11 protein-coding genes and 2 tRNA genes are annotated in these 15,115 nt (G+C 51.1%); 10 read left to right on the forward strand and 3 right to left on the reverse strand.

Annotation, left to right across the window (positions count from 1 at the left end; all coding sequences use genetic code 11):
* Window positions 1–3 precede the first annotated feature (3 nt).
* The 6 genes from ACZ5QV_RS08430 (at window position 4) to ACZ5QV_RS08455 (ending at window position 5,041) form a co-directional block, all read left to right on the forward strand.
* On the forward strand, window positions 4–864 hold the full coding sequence (locus ACZ5QV_RS08430; protein WP_464599402.1) for an energy-coupling factor transporter ATPase: 861 nt from the start codon (window positions 4–6) through the stop codon (window positions 862–864).
* Complete coding sequence (locus tag ACZ5QV_RS08435) at window positions 840–1,766, forward strand: ATP-binding cassette domain-containing protein (RefSeq protein WP_464599403.1); 927 nt, start codon at window positions 840–842, stop codon at window positions 1,764–1,766. The genes ACZ5QV_RS08430 and ACZ5QV_RS08435 overlap by 25 nt, the downstream gene beginning before the upstream one ends.
* Window positions 1,759–2,532 (forward strand): energy-coupling factor transporter transmembrane component T family protein, encoded by a 774-nt coding sequence (locus ACZ5QV_RS08440; RefSeq protein WP_464599404.1) that lies wholly within the window; start codon window positions 1,759–1,761, stop codon window positions 2,530–2,532. The genes ACZ5QV_RS08435 and ACZ5QV_RS08440 overlap by 8 nt, the downstream gene beginning before the upstream one ends.
* Window positions 2,533–2,665: 133 nt before the next feature.
* Complete coding sequence (locus ACZ5QV_RS08445; protein ID WP_464599405.1) at window positions 2,666–3,007, forward strand: ArsR/SmtB family transcription factor; 342 nt, start codon at window positions 2,666–2,668, stop codon at window positions 3,005–3,007.
* A 2-nt stretch (window positions 3,008–3,009) separates the two neighbouring features.
* Window positions 3,010–4,239, forward strand: a complete 1,230-nt coding sequence (locus ACZ5QV_RS08450; protein ID WP_464599406.1) for an SO_0444 family Cu/Zn efflux transporter — start codon at window positions 3,010–3,012, stop codon at window positions 4,237–4,239.
* A gap of 106 nt (window positions 4,240–4,345) precedes the next feature.
* Complete coding sequence (locus ACZ5QV_RS08455) at window positions 4,346–5,041, forward strand: PspC domain-containing protein (RefSeq protein WP_464599407.1); 696 nt, start codon at window positions 4,346–4,348, stop codon at window positions 5,039–5,041.
* A 684-nt stretch (window positions 5,042–5,725) separates the two neighbouring features.
* Here the strand turns inward: ACZ5QV_RS08455 and ACZ5QV_RS08460 are convergent.
* Window positions 5,726–5,803 (reverse strand) — tRNA-Arg (locus tag ACZ5QV_RS08460).
* A gap of 384 nt (window positions 5,804–6,187) precedes the next feature.
* On the opposite strand from ACZ5QV_RS08460, the gene ilvE reads away from it, so the two are divergent.
* The 3 genes from ilvE (at window position 6,188) to ACZ5QV_RS08475 (ending at window position 10,843) form a co-directional block, all read left to right on the forward strand.
* Entirely contained in the window at window positions 6,188–7,066 is an 879-nt protein-coding gene (gene ilvE / locus ACZ5QV_RS08465) for a branched-chain-amino-acid transaminase (RefSeq protein ID WP_464599408.1), read from the forward strand.
* A 267-nt stretch (window positions 7,067–7,333) separates the two neighbouring features.
* Window positions 7,334–9,349 carry a molybdopterin biosynthesis protein gene (locus ACZ5QV_RS08470; protein WP_464599409.1) on the forward strand — a complete coding sequence of 672 codons (2,016 nt, stop codon included), beginning with the start codon at window positions 7,334–7,336 and terminating at the stop codon, window positions 9,347–9,349.
* Between the two features lie 399 nt (window positions 9,350–9,748).
* A complete protein-coding gene (locus tag ACZ5QV_RS08475) occupies window positions 9,749–10,843 on the forward strand; it encodes an OBG GTPase family GTP-binding protein (RefSeq protein WP_464599410.1) in 1,095 nt (364 codons plus the stop codon).
* 75 nt (window positions 10,844–10,918) lie between these two features.
* On the opposite strand, the gene ACZ5QV_RS08480 is transcribed toward ACZ5QV_RS08475, so the two are convergent.
* On the reverse strand, window positions 10,919–13,066 hold the full coding sequence (locus ACZ5QV_RS08480) for a methyltransferase domain-containing protein (protein WP_464599411.1): 2,148 nt from the start codon (window positions 13,064–13,066) through the stop codon (window positions 10,919–10,921).
* Between the two features lie 240 nt (window positions 13,067–13,306).
* Window positions 13,307–14,599 (reverse strand): anion transporter, encoded by a 1,293-nt coding sequence (locus ACZ5QV_RS08485; protein ID WP_464599412.1) that lies wholly within the window; start codon window positions 14,597–14,599, stop codon window positions 13,307–13,309.
* Window positions 14,600–14,919: 320 nt separating this feature from the next.
* Between ACZ5QV_RS08485 and ACZ5QV_RS08490 the strand changes: the two genes are divergently transcribed.
* Window positions 14,920–14,992: transfer RNA gene (locus ACZ5QV_RS08490), tRNA-Gln, on the forward strand.
* The last annotated feature ends 123 nt before the right edge of the window (window positions 14,993–15,115 follow it).

Here is a 15,115-nt window from a genome sequence, read left to right on the forward strand (position 1 = left end):
AATATGATAAGGATAGAGAACCTGACTTACCGCTTTCCGGACGGAACGGAAGGCCTGAGAAACATAACTCTCAGGATAAAAAAAGGAGAAATTGTGGCTCTCCTGGGTAGGAACGGCTCGGGTAAGTCAACTCTGCTGCGCCACTTAAACGGGCTTTTACGGCCTTCGGAAGGTAAGGTCTTTGTAAATGGCCAGGACAGCACGGACAGCTCGAAGCTTCTGGTAATCAGGCAGGTTGTGGGTATGGTTTTCCAGAACCCTGCAACCCAGTTTGTGGGAACCACCCTTGAGGAAGACGTGGCTTTTGGACCTGAGAACCTGGCCCTACCTCCAGCGAAGATCCGGGAAAGGGTGGACTGGGCCCTGGCCGAGGTGGGACTTGAGGCCTATAAAAACAGAGCTCCGAAAGCCCTGAGCGGAGGCCAGCAGCAGTGTGCAGCAATTGCCTCCGTGCTTGCAATGAAGCCCGAATGCCTCGTATTCGATGAGGTAACCTCCATGCTGGACCCGGATTCGAGAGCCCTGGTCCTGCAGACCATCGAAAAACTCAGGGAAAAAGGCCGGACAATCGTGTACGTGACCCACAGGCCCGAAGAGGTCCTGGCCGCAAACAGGGTAATTGTAATGGACGGGGGAAAAATCATGCTAGAGGGAAAACCGGAAGAGGTTTTTAATCCGGTGATGTGGGAGGGGGCCCCCGGCTCCGGCTCAGGTTCCGGCCTTGAGGCGTTTGGCCTGAGACTACCCCCGATAGTGGAACTTTTGAACGGGTTGAAAGCCGAAGGTTTTTTCCCGGACTGGTCAAAACTCACGTCAAACGAGAGCCTCGCGGAGGAAATATGGGCATTACTGTCGAAAAACTGAGCTATACCTATCCCGGAAACCGAAAGGTAAAGCCTGCTCTCGAAAATATCTCCTTTGAGCTTGAGGCCGGAGAGTTTACTGTTATTGCAGGCCCCGCGGGTTCGGGAAAGACCACGCTCATCAAACACTTTAACGGCATTTTGCGCCTTCAAACGGGAAAGGTTAGCGTGGACGGGCTCGATGCCGGGGAAAAAGTTGTTCGAAAAAAAGTGGGGATGCTTTTCCAGCATTCCAGAGACCAGCTCTTTTCGGAGACCGTCTACCGGGAAATTGCTTTTGGCCCCTCGAATTTCGGGATTAAGGGAAAAGAACTTGAAGCCCGGGTCCGCGAAACTCTTGAACTCGTACACCTGGACCCCAGGCTCCTTGAGAGGTCTCCCTTTTCCCTAAGTGGAGGCGAGATGCGAAAGGTTGCCCTAGCCGGAGTCCTGGCCCTCAGGCCCGCCTACCTTGTCCTGGACGAACCCACGGCCGGCCTGGACCCAGAGTCCCGGGAAAGTTTTCGGGAAGACCTGAGGAAAATCCGAAAAATGGGCGTGGGGATCGTGGTGGTTACTCACGATCTGGACGAATTTTTGCCCCTTGCGGAAAAGGTCGTCCTCCTGAAGGAGGGAAAACTTGCCTTTGCAGGCAGTCCGGAAGCCTACCTGCGGGCAGGGCACTCCCCGGCCCCCCAGCTCACGGAAGTCCTGAGGATCCTGAAACGGAAAGTGAGTGGGAGTGAAATTGAGGGTGTGATTGGAAAAGAGAGCGGAAGAACCTTGTTTAGGGAAAACGTATACAGGGCCGACGAAGCCCTTGAGGAAATCCTGAAACTCAGAGCCACCCTGAATAAAGAGAAAGGCGGCAGATGGGACAGCGATAGAGAAAAAAACGGCAGGGAGACCAGCTCGGATGTATGAGACGGCTTTTAATTATGTGCCTGGAGACTCCCTTCTGCACAGGCTGGACCCGAGGACAAAACTGGCAGGAGTGATGCTTTTTAGCATTTTGCTTTTCCGGGAGGAAAGTCTTATCGGAATGGGGGGCTTTGCGGCCCTTTTCTTCCTGTTTGCCCTGGGCTCGAAACTGAGGATAGGGCTCCTGCTGCGCTCGGTCAGGCCTCTTGCTTTTTTCATCATATTCATCTTCTGCATGCAGCTTTTCATGACCGAAGGAAAACCTCTTTTTTCGATCTCAATATTCCACCCGACCCAGGAAGGCCTTAAACTCGGAAGTCTCCTTGCCCTGCGTTTCAGCCTGCTCCTGTTCTATACCGCTCTTCTGACAGCGAGCACCCTTCCAAGCCAGATAACAAACGGAATTGAAAGGCTGCTGCGGCCTCTCCCCCTGAATTTCCTGGGAGTCTCCTCCTTTGACCTGGCCAGCATGATGAGCCTCTCCATTCGTTTTCTCCCAACCTTCCTGGAAAACGCGGTCGCAATCCGGGCTGCCCAGCTCTCCAGAGGTCTGGATTTCAGGCACGGTTTTTTCCGGGGGACTGCCGCCATTGTTATCCCTCTGATCAAAAAGTCCCTGCGCTCGGCCGAGGAGGTGGCGCTGGCTATGGAAAGCAGGTGCTATCAGGGGACGTACCGGACTTCTCTCCACGAACTTAAATTCGGAAAAGCTGATTGGGCCGCCCTTTTTGCCCTTGCGGGCTTTTTCACGCTTGCTCTCCTGACCTGAAAAGTGGGGACTTAAATTCCCTGCCTGAAATTCCTGACCTGAAACGGCGGACCCGAATTCGAGGCCTGCCTTCAAACCCTGTTTCCACAGTTTTTCGGAATATATTAATACATGAACACCTGTTCATACGTTCATGGATGAAAAATGTGAAAGAGTAAATCCCGGCAGCTTGGAAGAGCTGCTGGAGGGCCTCCCGGCAGAGGAGAGCATCTCAAAGATGGCGGCGGTCTTTCAGGCCCTCCAGTCGGACACCCGCCTGAAAATCCTGCTTTTACTTGACAAAAAAGAAATGTGCGTCTGTGAGCTTGAACAGGCCCTGGAGGTTACGCAGTCTGCAATCTCGCACAGCCTGCGTACCCTCAGGCAGCTCGACTTGGTAAGGGTCAGGCGGGAGGGAAAGTTCACGGTCTGCTATATTGCGGACGAGCATGTGCGCCTGCTGATCGAACTCTGCCTTGAACACGTGGAGGAGTAAAAATGGCCGAATTTGTCACCGCGGCCCCGGGCCTGCTGGCAGGCCTCATGCAGGCGACCTGGGAGATTTTCACGGAAGCCGCCCCCTACCTGGTCTTCGGCTTCGGGGTGGCGGGGCTTTTAAACGTGCTCGTCCCGGACCAGAAAATCGTTGAATACCTGGGAACTTCCGCGGGAAAAGTGAAGTCCGTCATAAACGCCTCGCTTGCGGGTCTTCCCCTTCCGCTCTGCTCCTGCGGGGTAATTCCGGCTGCAATCTCCCTCCGAAAAAGAGGGGCATCCAGAGGAGCCACGCTTTCTTTCTTGATCTCCACCCCCCAGACCGGGGTTGATTCCATTGCAATCACCTATGCTCTCCTCGACCCCCTGATGACGGTCTTCCGGCCTATCGCAACCCTTGTGACCGCCGTTCTTGCGGGGCTTGCGGATAACTTGCTGCTGGGAGAAGAGGACAGGAAAACGGAGGACGGGAAAACGGAAGAAGAGAAAAGCAAAACCCGCCCTCTCGGACAGATCCCTCTGAATGTTTCTTCCCTCCCCCTTGCAGGACAGGGCGCATCCAGTACCGGACCCTGTTCCTGCGGCTGTGGACACGGGAAAAAAGAAGAAAGTGGAGAAAACAGAGGCAGTAGGGGGGACGGATGCGGGGATAAAGCCGGGGAGAAAACCACGATTGGACGGATCATGGAAGGCCTGAAATACGCCTACATCGACCTCCTGGGGGACATCTCAAAATGGGTCCTTATAGGCATCCTGATAGCGGGCCTGATCTCTTACGCTGTCCCCGAGTCCCTTATTCAGGACCATCTGAGCGGGGGAATAGGGTCCATGCTGCTCATGCTTGTCGTGGGAATCCCGCTTTACATCTGTGCGACCGCCTCGACTCCGCTTGCCGCGGCCCTGGTGGCAAAGGGCATGAGTCCGGGGACAGCTTTTGTCTTTCTGCTCGCAGGCCCCGCAACCAATGCCGCGACCATTACCCTTGTTGCCCGCTTCCTCGGGAAACGTTCGGCGGTCCTCTATCTTGCGGTAATCTCCCTCTGCGCCCTTGGGTCCGGGCTCTTTCTGGACTATATCTACCTGAAAATGGGGATCAGCGCAAGTGCCACCATCGGGAGCGCGGCCCAGGTCCTACCCGAAAGTGTAAAAACCCTTTTTGCGCTGCTGCTTCTTCCCCTCATGCTCTACGGGATTTACCGGCACGAACGGGAAGGTGCGAAGTGTTCCCATTGAAGAAGCTCTGAATGAAACAGAGAGAAAATATGAAAAAAATTTAAAATAAATGATGAAGAGAGGACGATCACTTAAAGATAAATTAACAGAAAGGGAAATTAACAGTATGCAAGAAAAAAGCGATCCATCGGAAAAAAAAGAGGGAGATGGAGAGGAAACTTTCCCGGACACCGGGCCCGAAAACGAAGAAGAAAGCAAGAAGAAAACTGGAGCAGGAGAGGAAACAGTGGAAGAGGAACCTGAAACCGGGACGGGAAAAAAGACTGGAGATGAGGCCGAAACAGGGACGGGAGCTGAAACCGAAGCTAAAACCGGCACGGAAGAGAATGAAGGAGAAAAAAGCGGAAAGCAGGAGGAAGAAATCCCTATCTTCTCCATGGAGCGCCGCCTTACGAAGAGCCGTAAAAATAAAATCCTTGAAGGGGTTTGCGGAGGAATAGGCGAATACTTCGATATTGACCCCACGATTGTAAGGCTTGCCTTTGTGGTCCTGACATTTTTTAGCGGGATTGGAATTGTCATATACATCGTTCTCGCCGTAATTATGCCCCAGGGAGAAGATGTGGAAATGGCCCAGAATATGAGCGGTTTTGAGGGAAGAAGGGAAAGGAACGAAGGAACAGGCCGGGAAGTGAAATCTAAACGGATGCGGCTGCTCGGGGCAGCTCTCCTGATAATCGGGATCTTCCTTTTCCTCGACAGATTCCACGTATTTGAAATGTTCTGGTGGGTTAACAAATTCTTCTGGCCGGTAGTCTTTACCGCAACAGGGGCCTGGCTGTTCCTCAGGAACAGGAAGTAAAACCTGCTGCCTTTTTTAGCTCCCTCTTAGCACTCTCTACGATTGCTTTTTCGGGACTCCTCTTTTCCCTTTTTTTAACCTTAGGAATGGTGAAAATATAACTTCAGGTTTTATTTCAGGAGTTGCTTCATACTCATACATGTTATGTTTTTGTGTGAAGGGGTGTTTGGTGTGTGCATTCAAACCACGGAACACACGGAACACACGGAAAATATTTTAGTCTGCTTGAGCGAGTGAAACGAGTGAAACAGACTTCTTGCTGTTGCACTTGCAGTGCAACTCCCAGTAAATCTTTGATTTACTGCGATCCCGAAGCGGAACTCGGGCATGGAATACACAGAAAAAGAATGTCTTAAGACGACAATTAAGGTTTTTCCGGCATTTTTTAGTCATCTTTAAAGAATCCAGGGTATTTTTTGAATCCTATTGCATAAAGATCCAACTTACTCACCGGCCGCAGGCCGGTTTCCGTGTTTTCCGTGGTTAATAAATGGTAAACAAAAATACTTGATATTATATTTGACCCATTCCTTAACGGAAAGCAAAGCTCAGCACCTGTACTACCGTTTTTTTCTAAAATTTCCCTGAAAAATGAGCTTTGGAAAACCCAAAAAGGATGATATTTGGAAAAGATGATATTCGTAAAAGATAATTCTCAGAAAAGATGATTCGGAAAAAGGAGTATGGCGGGCCCGAAGGGATTCGAACCCTCGACGTCCGGGTTAGAAGCCCGGCGCTATATCCTGGCTAAGCCACGAGCCCACATTACACTTCTCGCACATTGCGATAATGAAGCTGTTCGAGGTAAATGATTTACCTACGAGAGTACGAAATAACCGTTCTAAGATAAAAGCCTTTTGTATGGGAACGAATAAACCCGGATGAAATTCAAAATATTTATGTTTAAGCGGAATTGTAATATATATTCAGTATGTATCCGGAAACGTCCAAAAGTTTTACAGAAAATACCCATACTCATCCTGTAACCGGGTTTTTGAAGCGGTTTTTGAGCCTCTGGACAAATCATAAGTTATATTAAAAAGAAGCTCAAAGGGACATATTTAAATATTTCGGAAATTTTCGATTCATAAAATAAGGCGCACAGAATCTTACCTATTATAAAGAATAAGAGAAGATGGTTTGTACATGAGTGAATTCCAGATCTACATAAATGGTGAATACTTCCCCCAGTCCGAGGCAAAGGTTTCAGTTTACGACCACGGTTTCCTCTACGGTGATGGGGTGTTTGAAGGTATCAGGGCATACAACGGCAGGGTCTTCAAGTTAAAGGAGCACGTTGACAGGCTCTATGATTCCGCAAAGGCAATCGCAATGGACATCCCCCTTTCCAAAGAGGAGATGAGTGAAGCCATCCTTGAGACTTTACGCAGGAACAACTTACGGGACGCCTACATCCGCCCTATCGTTTCCAGAGGCAACGGAGACCTCGGACTTGACCCCCGCAAGTGTGAAAGGCCCACCATCATCGTGATCGCTCAGGGCTGGGGCGCAATGTACGGGGACCTCTACGAAGTTGGCCTGACCGGAGTCAGCGTCGCCGTCCGGAGAAATGCCCCTGATGCCCTTTCCCCGAATATCAAGTCCCTGAACTACCTCAACAACATCCTCGCAAAAATCGAGGCCAACGAGAAAGGTGGAGACGAGGCCATTTTCCTTGACCAGAACGGTTTCCTGTCCGAAGGGTCCGGAGACAATATCTTCATTGTTAAGAACGAAAAAATCTATACTCCCTACACCATCAACAACCTCAAAGGCATCACCCGGGCCACGGCCATTGAACTCCTTGGGGAAATGGGTTACGGAGTTGTCGAAACAAACCTGGGGCTCTTTGACCTCTACACTGCCGACGAACTCATTGTTACCGGGACCGCAGCCGAGGGCGCTCCCCTGGTTAAAGTAGACGGCAGGATCATCGGGACCGGAAAGCCTGGCCCCATCACAAAGAAGCTCATCCAGGCCTTCACCGAAATCACCCAGAACAGCGGGACCCCCATCTACGAATAAACGAGCAGGTCTGAGAAACCGGTCTAAAAACAATTCTGAAAAACGATCTGAAAAACGAATGCGGGACTGCTATCCCGCACCCCTTTTTTTTATGACATCTCACCATATCCGGCAAGCCATATTTTATTGATTTTCAGATTCCTGCTCCCTCACCGACCACGAAGCGGACGGCCTTTTTTAAAATTTTTTAAAAATCCGGAACCGGGAAAACGATATTAAGCTTAAAAAATCATCTTGAATGCCAGAAAGAAACTTGGACCAGGTAATATGGAAAATAAAATGGAGCGCAAAGAATTCAGGGAACTCGTCCAGGTAGAAGAGGCGAGAAGAATAATAAACGGGCTTCCGGCAACGCCCTCATGGAAAACAACAGGGCTTGAAAACGCCCTCGGAAAAGTGCTTGCGGAAGACATCATAACGGAAATAAACGTCCCTCCTTTTTCCAGGGCCATCATGGACGGGTACGCCGTAAAGGCCGAAAATACCTACGCCTGCAGCGAAACCAATCCGGCAGGCCTCAGACTCATAGGAGAAATTGCAGCTGGTTCCGGGAAAAAGTACACGGTCCTGGCCGGGGAAACCGTGGAAATCGCGACCGGAGCCCCCATTCCAGACGGGGCCAATGCGGTCGTAAAAGTCGAAGACACGGCGCTTGGTTCCGAAAGTGATTCCAAACGTGGTTCAGAAAACGGGCAGGTGCTCATCTATCATCCCGTGGCCATTGGGGAAAACATAATGAAAGCGGGGTCCGACATCCTGAAAGGAGAAAGGGTGCTTCGGAAGGGCAGAAAACTCGGGACCCGGGAAATAGGGGTGCTGGCCTCAATAGGAAAGAAGGAGGTTCCGATTCTTGAGTTTTCGGTGGGAATAATCTCCACGGGAGACGAACTGGTCCGGCCCGGAGGAAAACTTTCTTTCGGACAGATCTACGATGCAAACTCCTATACCCTTCAGGCAGGAATTGAGGAATGCGGGGGAAAAGCCCGGCTTTACGGGATTGTGGGAGACAACGAAGTGGCCATGAAAAAGCTGCTGGAGGCTGCGGCCACCGAATGTTCTCTTATCCTTACCTCGGGCAGCACCTCTGCGGGAGCCGGGGACGTTATGTATCGGCTTATCGGGGAAATGGGAGAGATGCTTGCCCACGGGATCAATATCAAGCCCGGAAAACCTGTTGTTATCGGGTTTATACAGGGAGTGCCGATTATCGGGCTTCCCGGAAACCCGACTTCGTCCCTCATGATCTTCAACGAGTTTGTAGCCCCATACCTCAGAAAAGCCCTGGGGGCCGAAAGTGAACTTAAAATGATAGAAAGCGGAATTATGGGCACGAACTTCCGCTCCGAAGGCCGGCAGCAGCTTTTGCCGGTGGGCCTGGTCCGGGGAAAAGTGTATCCTGCGGACAGGGGTTCAGGAGCGATCACCTCCCTTGCGGGCGCGGATGGCTTTATAGAAATTCCTCCGGAAACCGAATTTATCGAGGCCGGAACCCCAGTTGAGGTGACCCTTTTCGGAGCCGTGCAAAGGCCCGACCTCCTGATAAGCGGAGGGTGTTGCCCGGGCCTGGACCTGCTCGAAGACCTGAGCGGGCTTTCCCTGAGGGTGCTTTCCACGGGCTCAAGCGGGGGCTTTTCTTCCGTCTCGGCCGGGACTGCCGACCTTGCGGGGGTTAACATGCCGTCTCTGGTTGGAGGAAATGAGGGGAAAGGAAGTGAGGAAAAAAGAGAAGTTGAAAAAAGAGAAGTTGAAAAAGAAATCCTCTATAATATCCCCACAATTGAGGGCATGAACCTGTCTGGAGTCGTGCTTGTGAAAGGGTACCGGCGGGAACAGGGCCTGATCGTGTCCCATGATAGTGAAATTTCGGGGCTTGAGGACCTTTCCGGAAAGCGGCTTATCAACAGGAACCGGGGTTCGGGGACAAGGACTCTTCTGGACCTGAAACTAGCCAAACTTGCCGCTGAAAAGGGCCTGAGCCGCAGGGAATTCACGGATTCTATTAAGGGGTACAGCTCGGGGGCAAAATCCGAGTTGGCAATCTGTGATCCTGTTAAGGAGGGTAAAGCCGACGCAGGAGTCGGGACCCGGGCCTGTGCTGAAAATGCGGGGTTGAAATTCCTAAAATTTGCGGAAGAAGACTACGATTTCCTGATCCGGAAGGAAGTCATCGATACGCCGGAAGGTCTAAAATTTCTGGAGGCTCTTTCCTCGAAAGAGTTTGTGGCCGGGTTACCGGGGGGGATGAGGGTTTATGAAAGGACCGGGGAAAGAATCGAGTTTTAAAAAGGATTTCAGGGAGGAAGCAGGTGAAAAAACAGGCCCCGGGTAAAAAAATCCTGGGGCTTCCTTCATTTCCTTCATTTATTTCATCATCATAACTTCCCTGATTTCCTCTTTTTTGGGAATTGCCTGGCCTTTCAGAAGGTATAAATACTATTATATTTATTAAGTAATATAAGTGAGTTGAAAATCCATGATCTGTTAAAAATTCCATAGCTATATATATTTCATGAAACTATCTGCATAAAAAATCCAGATTAACGAATCTGTTTTGACAAAAAGACATCAGGAAGTTTAGATCCACATATTTTATCCAATATTATCCTGATTATTCAGAATTGTCCGGAATTATTCTACTTACCCCTTATTCACAATATTTTTCACTTAATCGGCAGGTTCCAGATGAGCAGCATACAGGAGCAATTACAGGAAATCGAAGACGAAATCCGAAAGACCCAGTACAACAAAGCCACGTCCCATCACATAGGCAGGCTGAAAGCCAAAATGGCTCGCATACGGGACGAAATTGAGAAAAAGGCTTCTGCAAAAGGCGGTGGGGAAGGGTATTCGGTCAAGAAGTCCGGAGACGGGACCGTGACCCTTGTGGGTTTTCCGTCGGTGGGTAAATCTACTCTCTTAAACCAGGTTACCGGAGCCAAATCCGAAGTGGCAGCTTATGCTTTCACGACGCTTACTGTGGTTCCCGGCGTGCTTGAATATAAAGGCGCAATTATCCAGTTTCTGGACGTGCCCGGGCTTGTGAAAGGAGCGGCATCCGGTCGGGGGCGCGGCAAAGAGGTCATTGCGGTTATCAGGAACTCTGACATGGTCGTTTTCCTGCTCGACGTTTTTCAGCCCAAGCACTACGATGTATTGATGGATGAACTCTACCAGGCCGGGATAAGGGTCGACCAGGTCCCTCCTGATGTCGTAGTCAAGAAAAGGGACAGGGGCGGAGTCGAGATTAATTCGACAGTCGAGCTTGACCTGGACGAGGAAACTATCAAGGCCGTTCTGGACGAGTACAAGATCCACAATGCCCATGTCCTTATCAGGGAAAATATCACAGTTGACCAGTTGATCGACGTCGTCATCGGGAACAGGAGCTACGTCAGTTCCCTGATTGCCGTGAACAAGGTGGACCTGGCCTACCCCGAGTTAATCAATGAATGTAAGAAAATGTACCCGGGTGCGATTTACATGTCCGCTCACCTGGGGATTAACATCGAGACCTTTAAAGAATCAATTTACGACCGCCTGGGCTTCATCCGGGTTTACTTAAAGCCTCAGGGCCAGGCCGCCGATATGGAAGAGCCCATGATCGTTATGGACGGCACGACCATAGGTGACATCTGTGATCGCCTGCACCGTGATTTCCGCAGGAAGTTCCGTTACGCCCAGGTCTGGGGACCTTCGGCAAAACACCCCGGGCAGCGGCTCGGATTGGATCACTATCTGGAAGACGAGGATATTGTGACCGTTATTATCCAAAAATAATAAAATAAAAAAGAATTTACAGCCTTTTGAAGGCTGTAACTTTATCTGCTTTTTTTACCGAATTTATTTCGGGGTTCAGGTTACCCGGACCTCTCCCCCGGAATTTCCGGAAAAGGCCTGAAACTCAACTGTTTCTTTTTTGATTTCTGATTCCCCTGAAAGAGCTTCGGGCCACAACCTTTTTTCCGCAGCTTCCAGTATGGCTTTGAGCATCTCGGGATAGGTCATCCCGTCGTAGGCGGCCATTTTCGCAAGGTGCCCGTCCCAGCACCAGCCAGGGTTCGGGTTTGCTTCGAGCAGGCGGGGCCGGCCTTCGGAGTCCAGTCTCCAGTCAAAGCGGGCATAGTCCCTGCATTCAAGTCTGGAAAAGAGGGCAAGGGAATGCCTGATAATTTCTTTTTCGGTTTCCCCGGCTAGCCCTGCGGGAACAGACCGGATCTTCCAGTAAGGGGAATCAGGCAGCCATTTTGCCTCGTAGCCGCAGAGCCTCGGGAGGGTCTCGGGAACTTCAGAATAGTCCTCTTCCGTGATGGGAAGTACGGTGCAGGAGGAGGAATTGCCTATGACTCCGACACTTACGTCCTTGCCCGGGAGAAACTCTTCCACAAGCAGAGACCCCTCGGGCCCCATCTGCTCCCGGAGAGTCGCGAGGGCGGTGGCGAGTTCTTCTGCGGAATGGGCAACGCTCTTCTGTGTGATTCCGAAACTCGAGTCTCCTGAGTTGGGTTTCACGATTACGGGAAAACCGAAGGGGATGCAGGGAGCCGTGCCCCGGGAATTTTCTCCGGAGTTCAGGAAGAGGGCCCTTGCCACAGGTATTTCCATTTCCCTTGCCACTCCCCGGACCAGGGATTTGTCGTAGCAGAAGGCAAGACAGCGGGGGCCAGCTCCGGTATAGGGAATTTTAAGTTTGTCAAGGAGGGCCGGGACGTGGAGCTCTTTGAGGGGGTCGTTCTCAAAGCCCTCGTCGCAGAGGTTCAGGACGAGGTCAATTTCTCCGGCTCCGGCTTTCAGGTCCTCGATGAGGGTTTCGTGACAGTCCAGGTAGGTGAAATGCACCCCCGGTATTTCGGCAAGAGCGGCTTTGAGCCGGTCAATGGTTTCGAAGTCGTCCTCGTCAAAGACACAGTCAGGCCTCACCATGTCCCCTCTGCGGGGATCGCCCAGGAGCACGACAACGTTATCGATCCTTTTAGGAAGTGCTGACGAAGGCAGGGGTTTTTCGACCCGGGCCGAGACAAGGATTCTCCTGCCCATCATGCCCAGGTCCTGGTTTTTTTGGGATTCGGGCGAGTAGTCTCCGTGAAAAGCCGGCTCTTTGAAGCCTGCCGCCTGAAGAAGGGACGCAAGGCTTTTTTCGCTATAGAGCCGCTCGGCATAGAACTGGTCGGCCACTACCCCTTTTTTTACATGGCTGATGACCTCTCTGGAGATCAGGCGGGCTCCGTCTCTGGAAAGGGCACGTTCCCGGCAGACGAAATGCTTGCCGTCCACCCATTCCCAGGAACGGGGCTGGAAATTGCTTTTCAGGTAGTCCCCGTCCGCAACGTCCACAAGCAGGCGACCTCCGGGTTTGAGCACCCTGTGGATTTCTGTGAGGAGCTGCAGGTCCTGGCTTTCGGAATCGAAGTAGCCAAAACTGTTGCCAAGCAGCGTTACAGCGTCAAAGGAAGCGGGTTCGTAAGGCAGATTCCTTGCGTCTCCCTGTCTGAAGTTGACCGAAAGGCCCGCCTTACTGGCCCTGGCTCTGGCTTTCCGGAGAAGGTAGGCTGAGTTGTCATACCCTTCCACATGAGAGAAACCCCTGCGAGCAAGTTCCAGGGCGTGCCTGCCCTGCCCGCAGCAGAGGTCAAGTACATTCTCTTCGGGGGAAAGTTTCAGGATTTTTGTGAAAAGCTCGACTTCCAGGGCTGAGATTTCCGGGTCATCCAGCACATCGGCATCGGTCTTCAGGTAAAGAGAATTGAAGATCTTTTGCCACCAGTTTGACTCCACATGCGCCTCAAGGTCGGGCACCGGGCCCAGACTATTTTTCCGGTCTGCACCCTTCTGTCCCCTGAGCTTTTGTCCGATGAGGCCTGAGCCTGAATGAGTCATTTCTGCCCCACAGGCTCTTTTCGTTTCCATTTCTACCCCAGCCTGGAGAGCCGGTCCTGAGACCGTGCCCGGGCTGCCTACCCGCTTTGCCTGCGGGCCTGTTTTCTGGCGTATTCTCTGGCTCATGATTTGATATCTTCCGAAAATATGATGTATTTTGCTTGTTTTCCGAAGAGTTACAGGATTGAATTTAAGGGATTTTTAAGGATTTTTATGAAATTTTAAGAACTTTTATGAATTTTTAACGATATTTAAAGCGATTAGGAGGTTTTTTTACCTAAATAAATCATTTAAGTGGATTAATTTCAAATTTAAACCCTTATTTTCCTTTATTATGGCTAAAAAATGGGTTATACTCTATAGATATCAGATTCTACCTGATAATAAAAATCTATTAAGCAAAAATAGATATATAAATGTATTTAAAACAGTTATAATCAAACCATAACGGATGAAATCTAAAAAAGAGAGCTTAAAACCCTTTTTTTCTGCATTCTGGACGATAATAACGTTGCTTGCAGCCCCAAGAACCGTAAAATTCCCTGCAATAGTGCTTCCGGCAGCCAGCGCCAGGGCCTGGGCCTTAGAAGCTCCGATAGCTTCCATTGTAGGAAGGTAGAGGGCCACGAACGGCACGTTGGAGATAAGCTGGCTCAGCCCTATGCTCAGGAGGAAAATCGTGGAAAGAGCTGTTGGGTCAAAGCCGGAGACTGCAAGAAGGCCCTGGAAAAAGCCCGAGTCCCAGACGCTCTGCATGAGCACGAACATGGAAGCGAAGAAAACAAGGGTCTGCCAGTCAAGCTTTTGCAGGACCTCTATTCTCCGCCTGTTCAGGAGGACCGGAAGCGAGGCAAGGAGAGCTATCCAGGTCAGCCTGAAATCCAGCTCCGGGGCCAGGGAGAGCAGTCCAATCTTGCAGGCGATCAGCCCCAGGAGGAGCAGGAGCGAGAGCTTTGAGACCAGGGCCAGTTCGGGGTCCGCAATTTCAGCCTTGAAAGGCTCAAGTGGCCCTTTCCGGAATTCCGACGCAAAGCCGAGCCTGAGCACCAGGTAAACCACAAAAAGGTTCAGGAGCGTGGCAGCCCCGAGATAGCGGAAAAAGGCCAGAAATGGGTTTTCAAACCCGCTTTGCACGGCTACGAGCAGGTTCTGCGGGTTTCCTATGGGACTCATGACGCTTCCGGTGGTAACCCCAAAGGCCAGAGCCAGCAGGAGCAGTTTCGGGGAAAGCCGGTAGCGCCTCGAAAGCTCCAGCACAAGGGGTGTCCCCATGATAGCCACAGTATCATTCATAAGGAGAGCCGAAAGCCCCCCGGCCGAAAAGATCAGCAGCAGGACAAGCCCGTCCACAGTCCGGGCCCTTCCAAGCAGTTTTCCCGCAAGCACTCCAAGGTAACCGCTCCGGTTTAACCCCTCCCCGACCACGAACATCCCGAAGAGAAAAAGCATCACGTCCGGGTCCACGGCCTTCAGCGCCTCCCAAACCCCGATTTTTCCGGAAAGCAGGACGGCCAGGGCTCCCCCGAACATTATCTGCCAGATCTGAAGCCTCAAAGACCCGACCTGCCGGAGGGCCGTCAGCCCGAAGACGGCGAGCAGCACCAGGACCGAAAAGTCAAAAGCATCGGCCACGGAAGAAAGAGCAGGACCTGAAATCATGGATCTGCGTGCATTACATTCTCAATATATAAGCTCTGCGCCCCTTCCACATGAACGATTTCCCAAACACCCGGGCTTGAAACCGGCCTGCGGAAACAGTGTTTATATAAAAGAGAGGAGATGGGGCCGATTTCGTTTATGGGGCCAGCCTGAGGAATCAAAAAATAAAAACAGGCCCGGATTTCTAAATTATACTGAAAAAAGAACGTAATACGGGACGAAAAGCTCAAAAAAAGCAAATATCCGGCCGGCGGCCAGAGTTCCGGTAAGCATAAGAAATAAGTACCATAATAAAACTATAGAGGAAAGTATTCAAACGCAGTCCTGTAGGGTAGTGGTCAATCCTTCGGGCCTTTGGAGCCCGGGACAGCGGTTCGAATCCGCTCAGGACTATACAACAACTTTACATAATCTTATATATATCACTTTTTTGACGTGTTGCATATAGCTACTTTCTACGATGGACACTTAAGAGCCACAAAAGATGAAAATGGAACCTCGCTTTTTTGAGTGGCT

Source organism: Methanosarcina baltica (assembly GCF_055394095.1).

Coding starts and splice junctions, on each gene's coding strand:
- ACZ5QV_RS08450 (WP_464599406.1), top strand. CDS start 3,010: ATGGCCGAATTTGTCACCGCGGCCCCGGGCCTGCTGGCAGGCCTCATG.
- ACZ5QV_RS08430 (WP_464599402.1), top strand. CDS start 4: ATGATAAGGATAGAGAACCTGACTTACCGCTTTCCGGACGGAACGGAA.
- ACZ5QV_RS08485 (WP_464599412.1), bottom strand. CDS start 14,599: ATGATTTCAGGTCCTGCTCTTTCTTCCGTGGCCGATGCTTTTGACTTT.
- ACZ5QV_RS08445 (WP_464599405.1), top strand. CDS start 2,666: ATGGATGAAAAATGTGAAAGAGTAAATCCCGGCAGCTTGGAAGAGCTG.
- ACZ5QV_RS08480 (WP_464599411.1), bottom strand. CDS start 13,066: ATGAGCCAGAGAATACGCCAGAAAACAGGCCCGCAGGCAAAGCGGGTA.
- ACZ5QV_RS08455 (WP_464599407.1), top strand. CDS start 4,346: ATGCAAGAAAAAAGCGATCCATCGGAAAAAAAAGAGGGAGATGGAGAG.
- ACZ5QV_RS08475 (WP_464599410.1), top strand. CDS start 9,749: ATGAGCAGCATACAGGAGCAATTACAGGAAATCGAAGACGAAATCCGA.
- ACZ5QV_RS08435 (WP_464599403.1), top strand. CDS start 840: ATGGGCATTACTGTCGAAAAACTGAGCTATACCTATCCCGGAAACCGA.
- ACZ5QV_RS08440 (WP_464599404.1), top strand. CDS start 1,759: ATGTATGAGACGGCTTTTAATTATGTGCCTGGAGACTCCCTTCTGCAC.
- ACZ5QV_RS08470 (WP_464599409.1), top strand. CDS start 7,334: ATGGAAAATAAAATGGAGCGCAAAGAATTCAGGGAACTCGTCCAGGTA.
- ilvE (WP_464599408.1), top strand. CDS start 6,188: ATGAGTGAATTCCAGATCTACATAAATGGTGAATACTTCCCCCAGTCC.